This is a genomic window from Streptomyces sp. NBC_00597 (assembly GCF_041431095.1).
GTDB lineage: Bacteria > Actinomycetota > Actinomycetes > Streptomycetales > Streptomycetaceae > Streptomyces.
Map to the genome: position 1 here is coordinate 3,086,841 of NZ_CP107757.1, position 13,892 is coordinate 3,100,732.

The following is a 13,892-nucleotide window of genomic DNA, read 5'->3' on the forward strand; positions in this document are numbered from 1 at the left end:
CAAGGGTGTTGACGGCCGGAACTCGATCATCGGCGTGGCGGATCCGGCACTCGTTCCCGCGGCGGTCCCGACTCCGCACGACAAAGATCCAAAATGCGCGGTTTGTGGCGACGTGTGAGGGTGAAGGCGGTCCTGGCCCCTAGACCCTCACGGAGGCTCCACCATGGCCAAGAACAAGAACCGCCAGCACGAACAGAAGCAGCAGGCCCGCTCGTCGACGCAGGATCCGACGAAGGGCTCGGAGTCGGTGTCCGAGCCCTCGGGCAGCTCCCCGAGTCCGATGGACATGGCTCGCAAGGGCAAGCAGAAGAAGTTCGGCCACAACTGACGCCTCCGCGAGCAGCACGCACGAGGGCGCGCCCAGAGCTCTGGGCGCGCCCTTCTTCACGTGCTGCTGCGTACGGGGGCCTGGGCGACCGGCGTCATCCGGCCAGGCAGGACGGGCCGAGGAGCACCTTGAGGTCGCCGAAGAGCGCCGGGTCGGGCTGGACCCGGTGCCGGTCGAGGCGCAGGACGGTGGTGCTCCGCGGTCCCTGGAGCTTGATCCGGACCTCGGTGTTGCCCTTGTGGTGGCGCAGGATCTCGCCCAACCGGGTGACCATCGGAGGAGTGACCTTGACCGTCGGGATGGTGAGGACGACGGGGGCGTTCGTCCCGGCCGAGGAGAGGTCGGGGACCATCATCTCCATGGCGACCAGGCGGGGGACGTCCTCGCGCTTGTCGAGGCGGCCCTTGACGAAGACGACGGTGTCCTCGACCAGCTGGGTGGAGACGAGCTGGTAGGTCGCGGGGAAGAACATGCACTCGATCGAGCCGGCCAGGTCCTCGACGGTGGCGATGGCCCAGGCGTTGCCCTGCTTGGTCATCTTGCGCTGGAGGCCCGAGATGATGCCGCCGATGGTGACGACGGCGCCGTCGGAGTGCTCGCCGCCGGTCAGCTGGGAGATGCCGGCGTCCGTCTTGTCGGAGAGCACGTGCTCCAGGCCGAACAGCGGGTGGTCGGAGACGTACAGGCCGAGCATCTCGCGCTCCTGGGCGAGCAGGTAGGACTTCTCCCACTCCACGTCCGAGAACTCGACGTCGAGCCCGAAGCCGGGCTCGTCGCTGGCGCCCTCGTCACCCATTCCGCCGAAGAGGTCGAACTGTCCCTCGGCCTCCTTGCGCTTGACCGCGACCACGTTGTCGATCATCGACTCGTGGTGGGCGACCAGGCCCTTGCGGGTGTGGCCCATCTCGTCGAAAGCGCCGGCCTTGATCAGCGACTCGACGGTGCGCTTGTTGCAGACGACGGCCTCGACCTTGTCCAGGAAGTCGGGGAAGGTGGAGTACTTCCCCTTGGCCTTCCTGGTCTTGATGATCGACTCGACGACGTTCTGGCCGACGTTGCGCACGGCGGTGAGGCCGAAGAGGATCACGTCGTCGCCCTGGGCCGCGAAGTTCGGCTCGGACTCGTTGACGTTCGGCGGGAGCACCTTGATGCCCATGCGCCGGCACTCGTTGAGGTAGATCGCGGACTTGTCCTTGTCGTCCTTGACCGAGGTGAGCAGGCCAGCCATGTACTCGGCCGGGAAGTTCGCCTTGAGGTAGGCGGTCCAGTACGAGACCAGGCCGTACGCGGCGGAGTGCGCCTTGTTGAAGGCGTAGCCGGCGAAGGGGACCAGGACGTCCCACAGGGCCTTGATCGCCTGGTCGCTGAAGCCCTTGCCCCTGGCGCCCTCCTCGAAAATGACGAAGTTCTTCGCCAGCTCCTCGGGCTTCTTCTTGCCCATCACGCGGCGCAGGATGTCGGCCTCGCCGAGCGAGTACCCGGCGATGATCTGGGCGGCCTTCTGGACCTGCTCCTGGTAGACGATCAGGCCGTAGGTGACCGCGAGCACCTCTTCGAGCGGCCCCTCCAGCTCCGGGTGGATCGGGGTGATCTCCTGCTGCTTGTTCTTGCGCAGGGCGTAGTTCGTGTGCGAGTTCATGCCCATCGGGCCCGGCCGGTACAGGGCCGAGACGGCGGAGATGTCCTCGAAGTTGTCGGGCTTCATCAGGCGCAGCAGCGAACGCATGGGCCCGCCGTCGAACTGGAAGACGCCGAGGGTGTCGCCGCGGCCGAGCAGTTCGAAGGTCTTGGGGTCGTCGAGCGGGAGGGCCAGGAGGTCGATGTCGATCCCCTTGTTGGCCTTCACCATCTTGACGGCGTCGTCCATGATCGTGAGGTTGCGCAGGCCGAGGAAGTCCATCTTCAGCAGGCCGAGCGATTCGCAGCTCGGGTAGTCCCACTGGGTGATGGTGACGCCGTCGGTGTGCCGCACCCAGACGGGTACGTGGTCGGTGATCGTCTCGCTGGACATGATCACGCCGGCGGCGTGCACGCCCATCTGGCGGACCAGGCCCTCGACGCCGCGGGCGGTGTCGATGACCTTCTTCACGTCCGGCTCGTTCTCGTACATCCCGCGGATCTCGCCGGCCTCGCCGTAGCGCGGGTGCTGCGGGTCGAGGATGCCGGAGAGCGGGATGCCCTTGCCGAGGACGTCGGCGGGCATGGCCTTGGTGAGGCGGTCGCCCATGGCGTAGGGGTAGCCCAGGACGCGCGCGGAGTCCTTGATCGCGTTCTTGGCCTTGATGGTGCCGTAGGTGCCGATCATGGCGACCTTGTCCTGGCCGTACTTCTCCGTCACGTACCGGATCACCTCGACGCGCCGACGCTCGTCGAAGTCGATGTCGACGTCGGGCATGGAGACGCGCTCGGGGTTCAGGAAGCGCTCGAAGATCAGGCCGTGCGTGAGCGGGTCGAGGTCGGTGATGCCCATGGCGTACGCGACGATCGAGCCGGCCGCGGAGCCTCGGCCCGGGCCCACCGCGATGCCCTGGTTCTTGGCCCACATGATGAAGTCGGCGACCACGAGGAAGTAGCCGGGGAAGCCCATCGAGATGATCGTGTCCATCTCGTACTCGGCCTGCTTCATCCGGTCGTCCGGGATGCCTCCGGGGTAGCGGCGGTGCATGCCGCGCATGGTCTCCTCGCGGAACCAGCTGACCTCGGTGTGCCCCTCCGGGATGTCGAACTTCGGCATCAGGTTCCGGAATTTGAACATGCCCTCGGTGTCGATCTGGTCCGCGACCAGCCGCGTGTTGGCGCAGCCCTCCTGCCAGGCGTCCGAGGAGTCGATCGCGTACATCTCGTCGGTCGACTTGAGGTAGTAGCCGGTGCCGTCGAAGCGGAAGCGGTCCGGGTCCGAGAGGTTCTTGCCGGTCTGGATGCAGAGCAGGGCGTCGTGCGCGGTGGCCTCGCTCGCGTACGTGTAGTGCGAGTCGTTCGTGACCAGCGGCGGGATGCCGAGCTTCTTGCCGATCTCCAGCAGCCCGTCGCGGACCCGGCGCTCGATCTCGATGCCGTGGTCCATCAGCTCCAGGAAGTAGCGGCCCTCGCCGAAGATGTCCTTGTAGTCGGAGGCGGCCTGCACGGCCTCGTCGAACTGGCCGAGGCGCAGCCTGGTCTGCACCTCGCCGGACGGGCAGCCGGTGGAGGCGATCAGGCCCTCGGACCACTTGGAGATGGTCTCCTTGTCCATCCGCGGCCACTTCGTGAGCCAGCCCTCGGCGTACGCGTCGGAGGACAGCCGGAAGATGTTGTGCAGGCCGGTGGCGTTCGAGGCCCAGATGGTCTTGTGGGTGTAACCACCGGAACCGGAGACGTCGTCGCGCTTCTGGTGCGGCTGGCCCCACTGGATGCGCCGCTTGTTGCGCCGGGACTCGGGGGCCACGTACGCCTCGATGCCGATGATCGGCGTGATCCCGGCCTTCTGGGCGGTGTGGAAGAAGTCGTACGCCCCGTGCAGGTTGCCGTGGTCGGACATCGCGATGTGCGTCATGCCCATCTCGTTGCACGCGTTGAACATGTCCTTGAGCCGCGCGGCACCGTCCAGCAGCGAGTACTGGGTGTGGACGTGCAGGTGCGTGAACGGCTGCTTGGTCACGGTGGCAGACCTCCGGAAGGAACGAGGGGAGCAGCCTCGAAGTCTACGTCGGCGGAGTGACACAACCGGGGCACCGACCGGTACCTTCATCCGTTGCAGACCCAGGACTCCCGTCCGACCCCTCATGATCAAATGCACGCACCACTGCGCCACCAGGAGGCACCCGCCATGGCGGTTCCCGAGACGACGAACGAGCAGCGCGCCGAGCAGATACTCGACGTGTTCGACACCGCTTTCGGAGCGCTCCTCGCGGCCGACCCCGCCGCCTTCCAGGTCAAATTCAGGAAGATGGCGGCCTCCGCCTTCGCCTTCTACCGGGGCACGGCCTGCCTCTTCTACGCCGACCTGGAGCGGGACCGGCACGGCGGCCCCTACCTGGACGAGCGGACCGGCCGGGTGTGGATCCACGGCGATCTGCACGCCGAGAACTTCGGCACGTACATGGACTCCAACGGCCGCCTCGTCTTCAACGTCAACGACTTCGACGAGGCGTACGTCGGCCCCTTCACCTGGGACCTCAAGCGGTTCGCGGCCTCCGTCGCCCTGATCGGCTACACCAAGGCGCTCAGCGACGAGCAGATCAGCGCCCTGGTGCGGACGTACGCCGGCGCCTACCGGGAGCGCATCCACCTCCTGGCCACGGGCGCCAAGCACGAAGAGGTGCCCTCCTTCACCCTGGACACCGCCGAGGGCCCGCTGCTGACGGCCCTGCGCTCGGCCCGCTCCCGCACCCGCTTCTCCTTGCTGGACTCGATGACCGAGATCCGGGACTACGAGCGCCGCTTCACCTCCGGCGGGGGCGCGATCGAGCTGGACGCGGCCACCCGCTACAAGGTGCTCGCCGCCTTCGACGGGTACCTGGAGACCCTGCCCGACGAGTCCCTGGTCCGGCCGGACTCCTACCGGGTCAAGGACGTCGTGGGCCGCCGCGGCGTCGGAATAGGCTCGGCCGGCCTGCCCTCGTACAACATCCTGCTGGAGGGGCACAGCGATGCCCTGGAGAACGACGTCGTGATCTACCTCAAGCAGGCGCAGACCCCGGCGGTGTCCCGGCACATCACCGACCGGGCCGTGCGGGACTACTTCCAGCACGAGGGGCACCGAACGGTGATCTCCCAGCGCGCCCTCCAGGCACACGCCGACCCGTGGCTGGGCTGGACCGAGCTGGACGGGTCCGGGCAGCTGGTGGCCGAGGTCTCCCCGTACGCGGTGGACCTGGACTGGTCGGACCTGGACGAGCCGGAGGAGATCGCGGCCGTGGTCGCGGACCTGGGCCGGGCGACGGCGACCATGCACGCGGCGGCCGACGAGGCCGAGAGCGGGCACTCGCTGGTCCCGTTCTCCACCGAGCGGGCCATCGACGCGGCGATCGCCGCCGACGAGGAGGGCTTCGCGGAGCTGCTGGTCGACTTCGCGCACGCGTACGGGGCGCGGGCGCGCGCCGACCACCAGATCTTCGTGGACCTGTTCCGCAACGGCCGCATCATGCACTGAGTGTTTTCGGCCGCGGGTCCCCGGTCCGCTCGGGACCGGGGACCCGTTTTCACAGGTACTCGTGGCAGACTCGCGCCGATGGACATATCGAGGGCAGGACTCCGAGGGCTGCGGGCCGCGCTGTTCAGCGCACTCGTCGTGCTGCTCTCGGCCGGCTCGCACGTCCTGATGTCCCGGGTGCCGCTGCCGCCGGCACTGGTCGCCGGGGCCTTCGCCGGGGTGTTCCTCCTCACGTACGCGCTGGCCGGCCGCGAGCGCGGCTTCGGCCCCATCGCCGCCCTGCTGGTTCCGCTGGAGCTGGCCGCCGACACCGTCTTCACCGCCGGGCAGCACGTCTGCTACGGACCTGCCGGCGGGCCCGTCTCGGGGCCGCTGCGGGCACTGGGCCTGGACGAGCTGTGCGGCGGCCCGCCGGTGGGCGGGCCGCTGGCCGAGGTGCCCGGGGCCGTCCCCGACGCGGTGGCCCTGCTGGCCTCGCCCGGACCCTGGACCCCGTGGCTACTGCTCGCCGCGCACGTCTCGGTCGGGCTGCTCGCCGCGGCCTGGCTGCGGTACGGGGAGCGGGCTCTGGGCCAGCTGCTGCGCGCGGTGGCCGCCTTTGCTTTCCGGCCGCTGCTGCTGGCCGCGGCCTCGGCGGCGGCCGCCGTCGGCCCGGTGCGGCGGGCGCTGCGCCCGGCCCTTCCGGGCGCGGGGGCCCGTACCCGCTTCCCCGCCCATTCCGTGGGACTCCGGGGACCTCCCGTACGCGGCGCGCTCGTCTGCGCCTGACCCCGTACGGACGTCCCCTTTCACCGAGCCACACCCCACGGAGATCACCATGAGTTCACGCAACAGCCAGGCGAACAAGGCGGCGGCCCGCGATCGGCTGCGTGCCGAGCGCGAGAAGCAGGCCAAGAAGGACAAGGTGCGCCGCCAGGTACTGGTGGCCGGCGCCGTCGTCGCCGTCCTGGCCCTGGCCGGCGGCGTCGGCTACATGGTCGTGCAGGCCAACCAGCCCGGCGAGTGGGACAAGGCCGCCGACGCCGCGCTGGTCGCCCCGAAGAACACCACGGGCGACAACGGCACCACGGTCGTCATAGGCAAGGCCGACGCCAAGAAGACCCTCGAACTCTACGAGGACGCCCGCTGCCCGATCTGCTCGACGTTCGAGCAGGGGGTCGGCCCGCAGATCAAGAAGGACATCGACGCGGGCAAGTACAAGGTCCAGTACGTCGGGGCGACCTTCCTCGACAAGGCCTTCAGCGGCAGCGGCTCGAAGAACGCCCTGAGCGCACTGGGTGCGGCCCTGAACGTCAGCCCCGAGGCGTTCCTGGACTACAAGTCGGCGCTGTACGCCAAGGACAACCACCCGGACGAGAAGGACGACAAGTTCAGCAAGGACGACTACCTGCTGAAGATCGCGGACGCGGTGCCGGCCCTCAAGGGCAACGCCGAGTTCAAGAAGGCCGTCGAGGACGGCACGTACAACCGCTGGGCGATCGAGATGTCGAAGGTCTTCGACAAGAGCGGGGTCACGGGCACCCCCTCGCTGAAGATGGACGGCAAGAAGATCGAGATCCAGCAGATGACGCCGGAGTCCTTCACGGCCGCGGTCGACAAGGCCATCGCGGGCTGACCCGCAGCGGATCCGCACGAGATCCGCACCGGCCCCGCACCGGACCTCCACACGGGCAGGCGAACTCCGAGAGTTCGCCTGCCCGTTGCTTTCACAGGGGTGTACCAGCGGTTATACCCGTCAGTAATATGCCGGTCCGTGACCAGTCATCTCCCTTCCCCCACTGCGGCAACCCCGCGCCGCCGCACGGTCGTCAAGGCCGCAGCGGCCACGGCCGCCCTCGTGCCGTTCGCGACGGCCGCCCTGGGCATCTCGCCCTCGTCGGCGGCCTCGAACGGGCCGGCCTTCCTGCACGGCATCGCCTCGGGCGACCCACTGCCCGACGGGATCCTGCTGTGGACCCGCGTCACCCCGACCCCCGAGGCGGTCCCCGGCTCCGGCGTCGGCCCGGCCACCCGGGTGACCTGGGAGGTGGCCGAGGACAAGGCCTTCTCCCGGATCGCCGCGAGTGGTTCGGTCACCGCGACGGCCGCCTCCGACCACACCGTCAAGGCGGACGTCCGCGGACTGCGGCCGCAGACCCCGTACTTCTACCGGTTCACCGCCGGCGGCACCGTCTCGCCGGTCGGGCGCACCCTGACCGCGCCGGGCCACGACGCGACGACCCCTGGGGTCCGCTTCGGCGTGGTCTCCTGCGCCAACTGGGAGTCCGGCTACTTCTCGGCGTACCGCCACCTGGCCGCCCGCACCGACCTGCACGCGGTCCTGCACCTCGGCGACTACATCTACGAGTACGCGAACGGGGCCTACCCCGAGGCGAAGTACGTCGTACGCCCGCACGAGCCGCGGCACGAGATCCTCACCCTCGCCGACTACCGGACCCGGCACGGGAACTACAAGACCGACGCCGACCTCCAGGCGATGCACGCCGCGCACGCGATCGTCGCGATCTGGGACGACCACGAGTTCGCCAACGACGCCTGGTCGGGCGGGGCCGAGAACCACACCCCGGGCACCGAGGGCGACTGGGCGGCCCGCGCGGCCGCCGCCAAGCAGGCGTACTTCGAGTGGATGCCCGTCCGCACCTCCACCGCCGGCACCGTCTATCGTCGGCTGCGCTTCGGCACCCTCGCCGACCTGCACCTGCTGGACCTGCGCACGTTCCGCTCCCAGCAGGCCAAGATAGGCAGCGGCGCGGTCGACGACCCGGAGCGCACCATCACCGGACGCGCCCAGCTGGACTGGCTCAAGTCGGGCCTCGCGAGCTCCAACGCGACCTGGAAGTTGGTCGGGACCTCGGTGATGATCTCGCCGGTGGCCTTCGCCTCGCTGCCCGCGCACCTGCTGGCGCCGCTGACGAAGCTGCTGGGCCTGCCCGAGGGCGGCCTCGCGATCAACGTGGACCAGTGGGACGGGTACACGGACGACCGCAAGGAGCTGCTGAACCACCTCAAGGACCAGAAGATCAAGAACACGGTGTTCCTGACGGGCGACATCCACATGGCGTGGGCGAACGAGGTCCCGATGAACATGGCGACGTACCCGGGCTCCGGAACGGCCGCCACCGAGTTCGTGGTGACGTCGGTGACCTCCGACAACATCGACGACCTCCTGCACGTGCCGGCGGACACCGCGTCGCTGGTAGCGGAATCGGCGATCAAGGCCGCCAACTGGCACGTGAAGTGGCTGGACATGGACGCTCACGGTTACGGGGTGCTGGACGTGACGACCGAGCGTTCACAGATGGACTACTACGTGGTGTCCGACAAGCGGAATCCGGCCGCCACGGCCGCGTGGTCCCGTTCGTACCGGACGCCGAACGGGACGCAGAAGGTGGAGCGGACGTACCAGCCGGTTGGCTGACAGTCCGTCAATTTTGTTGTGAGAAGGGGCGCCTGGCGCAGACCGGGCGCCCCTCCTCTCACAGAAGCAACAAATCTTTTACTTACAGGCCTTGCTAAGTGCATGACATGGACACATAAGCTTCGCGCCAGCGTGAGGAAATCCCTCACCCCCCACCACGCTTCGCGAGGAGTCAACGTGCGCGCCTCTGCCCGCATATCCCCCATGCTCCGCCGCCGCCTCATGGGAACGGCCGTGCTGGCCGGAACCCTGGCGTTCGCCCCGCTCACGGCCCCCACGACCGTGGCCGCAGCCACCAAGACCGGCTCCGAGGCCTGTGCCGACGCCGGCATCTCTGCCAATGCCCGGGTCGCCCGCCCGAAGGACAACCACGCGGCCGACCCCAACGAGGTGACGGACGCCCAGGTCAAGGCCATGGACGCCGACCTGGCCAAGAAGAACGCCGAGCTCGGCCCGCAGCGCCAGATGCGCGCCGCCGAGGTCACCGCCGCGACGACCATCCCGGTGTACGTCCACGTCATCACCTCCGGCTCCGCCGGCAAGCTGACCGCCACGGACATCAACAACCAGATCGCGGTCCTCAACTCCGCCTACAGCGGCAAGGGCACCGGCAACGTCGACTCGGGCTACCAGTTCTCGCTGGTCTCCACCGACTACACCGACAACGCCGCCTGGTACAACGTCTCGGACGGCACCCAGGCCGAGACGGACATGAAGAACGCCCTGCGCAAGGGCGGCGCCAACGCGCTCAACCTCTACACCGCCAACCTCGGCGGCGGCCTGCTCGGCTGGGCGACCTTCCCGAGCTCCTACGCCTCGCAGCCCAAGATGGACGGCGTGGTCATCCTCAACACCTCGCTGCCGGGCGGCTCCGCCACCAACTACAACGAGGGCGACACCGGCACCCACGAGGTCGGCCACTGGATGGGCCTGTACCACACCTTCCAGGGCGGCTGCTCGGGCAGCGGTGACTCCGTCTCCGACACCCCGGCCGAGAAGAGCGCCGCGTTCGAGTGCCCGACCGGCCGTGACAGCTGCACCAACAAGACGGGCGTCGACCCGATCCACAACTTCATGGACTACACGTACGACTCCTGCATGTACCAGTTCACGGCGGGTCAGGTCGCCCGCATGAAGAGCATGTGGAGCGCCTACCGCGGCTAAGCACGGCTGAGTGCGGCTGAGTGCGGCTGAGCACGGGCAAACAGGAGGGGCAGGGCACGAGTTCGTGCCCTGCCCCTCCCCCCGTTCGGCTACAGGCTGTCGAGGAAGGCCAGCGCGACCCTCCAGGTCTGCTCCGCGGCCTCCGCGTCGAAGTCGTCGAGGTCCGGGTCCGTGAACAGGTGCCCGGCACCCGGGTAGCGGTGCACCTCCACGTCCGCACCCGCACGCTGCATCCGCAAGTACCAGGCGGTCAGCCAGTCGTGCGGCTCGAACGGGTCCGGGTCCGCGATGTGCAGCTGCACCGGCAGCTCGTCGACCGCGGTGTCCTCCTCCAGGTCCGCCGTCCCGTGCAGGAGCAGCAGGCCTCGCGCCTTCTCGTCGGCGAGCGCCAGGTGCTGGGCGACGGAGCCGCCGAAGGAGAAGCCCGCGTAGACCAGGCCCCGGTCGGAGTAAGGGGCGGAGGCCAGCACCGCACGCTTGAGCAGCTCGTCGCGGCCGATCTCGTCCCGGTGTGCCATGCCCTCTTCGACGGTCTCGAAGGTGCGCCCCTCGAAGAGATCCGGCACCTGGACCTGGTGACCGGCCGCGCGCAGCCGGTCGGCCGCCGCGTGCACCGCGGGCCGCAGCCCGTACGTCGAGTGGAAAAGCATGATGTTCATGTGCCCCATCGTGCCAGTTTCCGGGCGCACGTTCCGGTTAGCTGGACGTCCATGGACACGGACACCCTTCTGCGCCCGATCGCGGTCCTCGCCGGCGCCCTGGTCGTCACCCTGCTCGCCGGATGGCTGCTGGACCTGCTGCTGCGCCGCGCCGACGCCCGGCACAACGAGACCCCGCTGTGGGGGCTGCTGCGCCGCTGCCGTCTGCCGTTCCGGCTCCTGTTGTGCACGACGCTGCTGTACGGAGCCCACCGCCGGGTGGGGATCGCACCGGAGTACGTGTTCGCAGTGGGCCGCGCCCTGACCCTCGTCCTGATCGCTTCGACGGCCTGGCTGCTGGTGCGCATCGCGACGGCCGTCGTGGACTCCTCGTACGCCCGCTACGCCGCCCAACACCCGAACGAGGCGCGGGTGCGCCGGGTCCGCACCCAGGTGACGCTGATCCACCGGGCGGTCACGGCGGTCGTCGTGGTGGTCGCGGTGGCGGCGATGCTGCTCACGTTCCCGCCGATGCGGGCGGTCGGCGCCTCGGTGCTCGCCTCGGCGGGCGTCCTCGGCATCGTGGCGGGCATCGCCGCCCAGTCGACGCTGGGCAACCTGTTCGCCGGACTGCAGATCGCCTTCGGCGACACGGTGCGGATCGGCGACACGGTGGTCGTCGACGGGGAGTGGGGCACCGTCGAGGAAATCACCCTGACCTTCCTCGTGGTACGCACCTGGGACGAACGCCGGATCACGATGCCTGTGTCGTATTTCACAGGTAAGCCGTACGAAAACTGGTCGCGCGGCGGCGCTCAGATGACCGGAACGGTCTTCTGGCACCTGGACCACGGCGCACCGCTGGACCTGATGCGCGAGCAGCTCCGGCGGATCCTGGAGGAGATCCCGGAATGGGACGGCCGCACCGGCACCCTGGCGGTCACGGACACGACCCCGCACACGATCCTGGTCCGGGCGGTGGTCACCGCGAAGGACGGCTCGGACGTCTGGACGGTCCGCTGCCAGGTCCGCGAACGCCTGATCGCCTGGCTGGTGGCCCACCACCCGTACGCCCTGCCCCGCATCGCCACCTCGCCGGCGGACCCCCGCCCTGAGGCGTCCTGATCCCGGCGGCTCAGAACGTCAGCCGGAACAGGGCTCCGCCGCCCGGGGCCGGTTCCGCCACCAGCTCGGCGGCGTGCGCCCGGGCGATCTGGCGGGCCATCGCGAGGCCCAGCCCCGAGCCCGGCAGGGCCCGGGCCGTCCCCGCGCGGTAGAAGCGGTCGAAGACGTACGGGAGGTCCTCGGCCGCGATGCCGGGGCCGTGGTCCCGTACCGTCAGCTCGGCCCGGCCGCCCGGCGACGCCAGCTCCAGCTCCACCGGCGCCCCCGGCGGGCTGAACTTCGCGGCGTTGTCCAGCAGGTTCGACAGCAGCCGGGTCAGCCGCGCCGGCACCCCCGGCACCACCGCCTCCTCCCCCCGGACGCGGACGAGCACCGGTACGGACGGCCAGTGCGCCCGCGCCACCTGCGCGCAGTGCTCCACCAGCGGAGCCAGCCGGACCTGTTCGACCAGTGGCTGCGGCTCCTCGTCCCGGGCCAGCTCGATCAGGTCGTTCACCAGCCCCGTCACCTCCCGCAGCTGCCGCCCCAGCGCGAGCGAGGCCCGCTCGCGCTGCTCCGCCGTCAACCGCTCCCCGCGCGCCAGCAGCTCCGCGTTCGTCCGCAGGGCGGTCAGTGGGGTCCGCAGCTCGTGCGAGGCGTCCGCGACCAGCCGCCGCTGCGCCGTCACCGACTGCTCCAACTCGCCCAGCATGGTGTTGAAGCTCCCGGCCAGCCGCGTGATCTCGTCCTCCCGCCCGGGCGGCGGCAGCTCGATCCGGTACCGCGGATCCCGCGTCGCCGCGATCCGCTCGGCGGTGGCCGTGAGCCGGGTCACCGGGGCCAGGCCCGTCCGCGACACCCAGTACCCGAGCCCGGCCGCCAGCAGCACCCCGGCCGCGCCGATCAGGGCCAGCCACTGCGCCGCCTCCTCGATCCCGTCCTCGACGGTGTCGGCCCGCAGCGCCACCTGGAGCGCCCGCCCCTTCGCGTAGTCGGTGGTGAGCATCCGCGTCGGGTGCCCCGCGTGCACGATGTCCGTGTAGAACGGCGCCCGCCGTCCCGCGGCCACCGCCCGCGTCGCGGCGCCCACCGGCAGCAGGTACGGCGCCGCCGGGTCGTTCGCCGGGTCGGCCGGCACCACCTCCGCGCAGGCGGGCGCCGCCAGGAACCGGCACTCACCGGCCAGGGTCCCCGGCGCGGAGCCCGGGTTGCGCTGGGCCGCGAGTCGTGCGGACTGGGTGAGGCTCAGGTCCAGCTGCTCGTACAGGGCGCCGCGTACGACGAAGAAGGCCGCCGTGCACACCCCGACCGCGACCAGCGCCACCGCCGCCGTGGCCGCCAGCGCCAGCCGGGTCCGCAACGGCCGGCGCCTGCGCCAGGGCGCCCCGAGCCTGCGCCGCCCGGCGCCGCTCACGCCGTGCCCAGCCGGTACCCGACCCCGTGGACGGTGTGCACCAGCCGCGGCTCGCCGCCGGCCTCCAGCTTGCGGCGCAGGTAGCCGACGTACACGGCGAGGGAATTGGAGTCCGGTCCGAAGTCCCGCCCCCACACCAGCTCCAGGATCAGCTCCCGCGGCAGCACCTGCCCGGGGTGGCGCAGCAGCAGCTCCAGCAGCGCCGCCTCGGTCCGGCTGAACTCCAGCGGCCGGCCGCCGCGCCGCCCGGTCCGGGTCGCGGGGTCCAGGGCCAGGTCCGCGAATCCGAGCACCTGCGTACCGGCCGGATCGGGTGCGGCCCGCCGCAGCAGGGCCCGCACGCGGGCCACCAGCTCGTCCAGCGCGAACGGTTTGACCAGGTAGTCGTCGGCGCCCGCCTCCAGGCCGTCGACCCGCTCGCTCACCGAGTCCAATGCGGTCAGGACGAGTACGGGCGTACGGTCGCCCAGCGCGCGCAGCTGCCTGCAGACCCCGAGGCCGTCCAGGACGGGCATCATCACGTCGAGCACCACCGCGTCGGGCTGCCAGCCGGCCACCTCCGACAGTGCGGCCAACCCGTCGGCGGCCCCCCGTACCTCGTACCCCTCGACGGCCAGCCCGTCCTGGACGGCGGCCCGTACCTCGGGCTCGTCGTCCACGACCAGGATCCGCTGCGCGCTCGTGCTGCTCATGGG

The 13,892-nt window shown here is 70.2% G+C and carries 11 protein-coding genes; 7 read left to right on the forward strand and 4 right to left on the reverse strand.

Features of this window, described 5'->3' with window-relative positions; genetic code table 11:
• The first annotated feature begins 163 nt into the window (after positions 1–163).
• Positions 164–328: a hypothetical protein gene (locus OG974_RS13750; protein ID WP_327282977.1), complete on the forward strand. Its 165-nt coding sequence runs from the start codon at positions 164–166 to the stop codon at positions 326–328.
• Positions 329–422: 94 nt separating this feature from the next.
• On the opposite strand, the gene dnaE is transcribed toward OG974_RS13750, so the two are convergent.
• Complete coding sequence (gene dnaE / locus OG974_RS13755; protein WP_371646610.1) at positions 423–3,965, reverse strand: DNA polymerase III subunit alpha; 3,543 nt, start codon at positions 3,963–3,965, stop codon at positions 423–425.
• Positions 3,966–4,133: 168 nt separating this feature from the next.
• Here dnaE and OG974_RS13760 point away from each other — a divergent pair, with 168 nt between their 5' ends.
• From OG974_RS13760 to OG974_RS13780, 5 genes are all read left to right on the forward strand, one after another.
• Positions 4,134–5,459, forward strand: coding sequence for a DUF2252 domain-containing protein (locus tag OG974_RS13760; RefSeq protein WP_327285615.1), 1,326 nt, complete (start codon positions 4,134–4,136; stop codon positions 5,457–5,459).
• A 78-nt stretch (positions 5,460–5,537) separates the two neighbouring features.
• A complete protein-coding gene (locus tag OG974_RS13765; protein WP_327282979.1) occupies positions 5,538–6,227 on the forward strand; it encodes a hypothetical protein in 690 nt (229 codons plus the stop codon).
• Between the two features lie 49 nt (positions 6,228–6,276).
• Entirely contained in the window at positions 6,277–7,074 is a 798-nt protein-coding gene (locus tag OG974_RS13770) for a thioredoxin domain-containing protein (RefSeq protein ID WP_327282980.1), read from the forward strand.
• Between the two features lie 138 nt (positions 7,075–7,212).
• On the forward strand, positions 7,213–8,877 hold the full coding sequence (locus OG974_RS13775) for an alkaline phosphatase D family protein (protein ID WP_328762453.1): 1,665 nt from the start codon (positions 7,213–7,215) through the stop codon (positions 8,875–8,877).
• Positions 8,878–9,099: 222 nt separating this feature from the next.
• Complete coding sequence (locus tag OG974_RS13780) at positions 9,100–10,041, forward strand: zinc metalloprotease (protein ID WP_327285616.1); 942 nt, start codon at positions 9,100–9,102, stop codon at positions 10,039–10,041.
• Between the two features lie 89 nt (positions 10,042–10,130).
• Here the strand turns inward: OG974_RS13780 and OG974_RS13785 are convergent, their stop codons facing one another.
• On the reverse strand, positions 10,131–10,709 hold the full coding sequence (locus OG974_RS13785; RefSeq protein WP_328762455.1) for a dienelactone hydrolase family protein: 579 nt from the start codon (positions 10,707–10,709) through the stop codon (positions 10,131–10,133).
• Between the two features lie 42 nt (positions 10,710–10,751).
• On the opposite strand from OG974_RS13785, the gene OG974_RS13790 reads away from it, so the two are divergent.
• Positions 10,752–11,804, forward strand: a complete 1,053-nt coding sequence (locus OG974_RS13790) for a mechanosensitive ion channel domain-containing protein (RefSeq protein WP_328762457.1) — start codon at positions 10,752–10,754, stop codon at positions 11,802–11,804.
• 10 nt (positions 11,805–11,814) lie between these two features.
• On the opposite strand, the gene OG974_RS13795 is transcribed toward OG974_RS13790, so the two are convergent.
• Together OG974_RS13795 and OG974_RS13800 are read right to left on the reverse strand one after the other, a co-directional pair.
• Entirely contained in the window at positions 11,815–13,143 is a 1,329-nt protein-coding gene (locus OG974_RS13795) for a HAMP domain-containing sensor histidine kinase (RefSeq protein WP_327282984.1), read from the reverse strand.
• Between the two features lie 50 nt (positions 13,144–13,193).
• Entirely contained in the window at positions 13,194–13,889 is a 696-nt protein-coding gene (locus tag OG974_RS13800) for a response regulator transcription factor (RefSeq protein ID WP_327282985.1), read from the reverse strand.
• Positions 13,890–13,892: the final 3 nt, after the last annotated feature.

Coding starts and splice junctions, on each gene's coding strand:
- OG974_RS13750 (WP_327282977.1), top strand. CDS start 164: ATGGCCAAGAACAAGAACCGCCAGCACGAACAGAAGCAGCAGGCCCGC.
- OG974_RS13760 (WP_327285615.1), top strand. CDS start 4,134: ATGGCGGTTCCCGAGACGACGAACGAGCAGCGCGCCGAGCAGATACTC.
- OG974_RS13765 (WP_327282979.1), top strand. CDS start 5,538: ATGGACATATCGAGGGCAGGACTCCGAGGGCTGCGGGCCGCGCTGTTC.
- OG974_RS13770 (WP_327282980.1), top strand. CDS start 6,277: ATGAGTTCACGCAACAGCCAGGCGAACAAGGCGGCGGCCCGCGATCGG.
- OG974_RS13780 (WP_327285616.1), top strand. CDS start 9,100: ATGGGAACGGCCGTGCTGGCCGGAACCCTGGCGTTCGCCCCGCTCACG.
- OG974_RS13785 (WP_328762455.1), bottom strand. CDS start 10,709: ATGGGGCACATGAACATCATGCTTTTCCACTCGACGTACGGGCTGCGG.
- OG974_RS13790 (WP_328762457.1), top strand. CDS start 10,752: ATGGACACGGACACCCTTCTGCGCCCGATCGCGGTCCTCGCCGGCGCC.
- OG974_RS13800 (WP_327282985.1), bottom strand. CDS start 13,889: ATGAGCAGCACGAGCGCGCAGCGGATCCTGGTCGTGGACGACGAGCCC.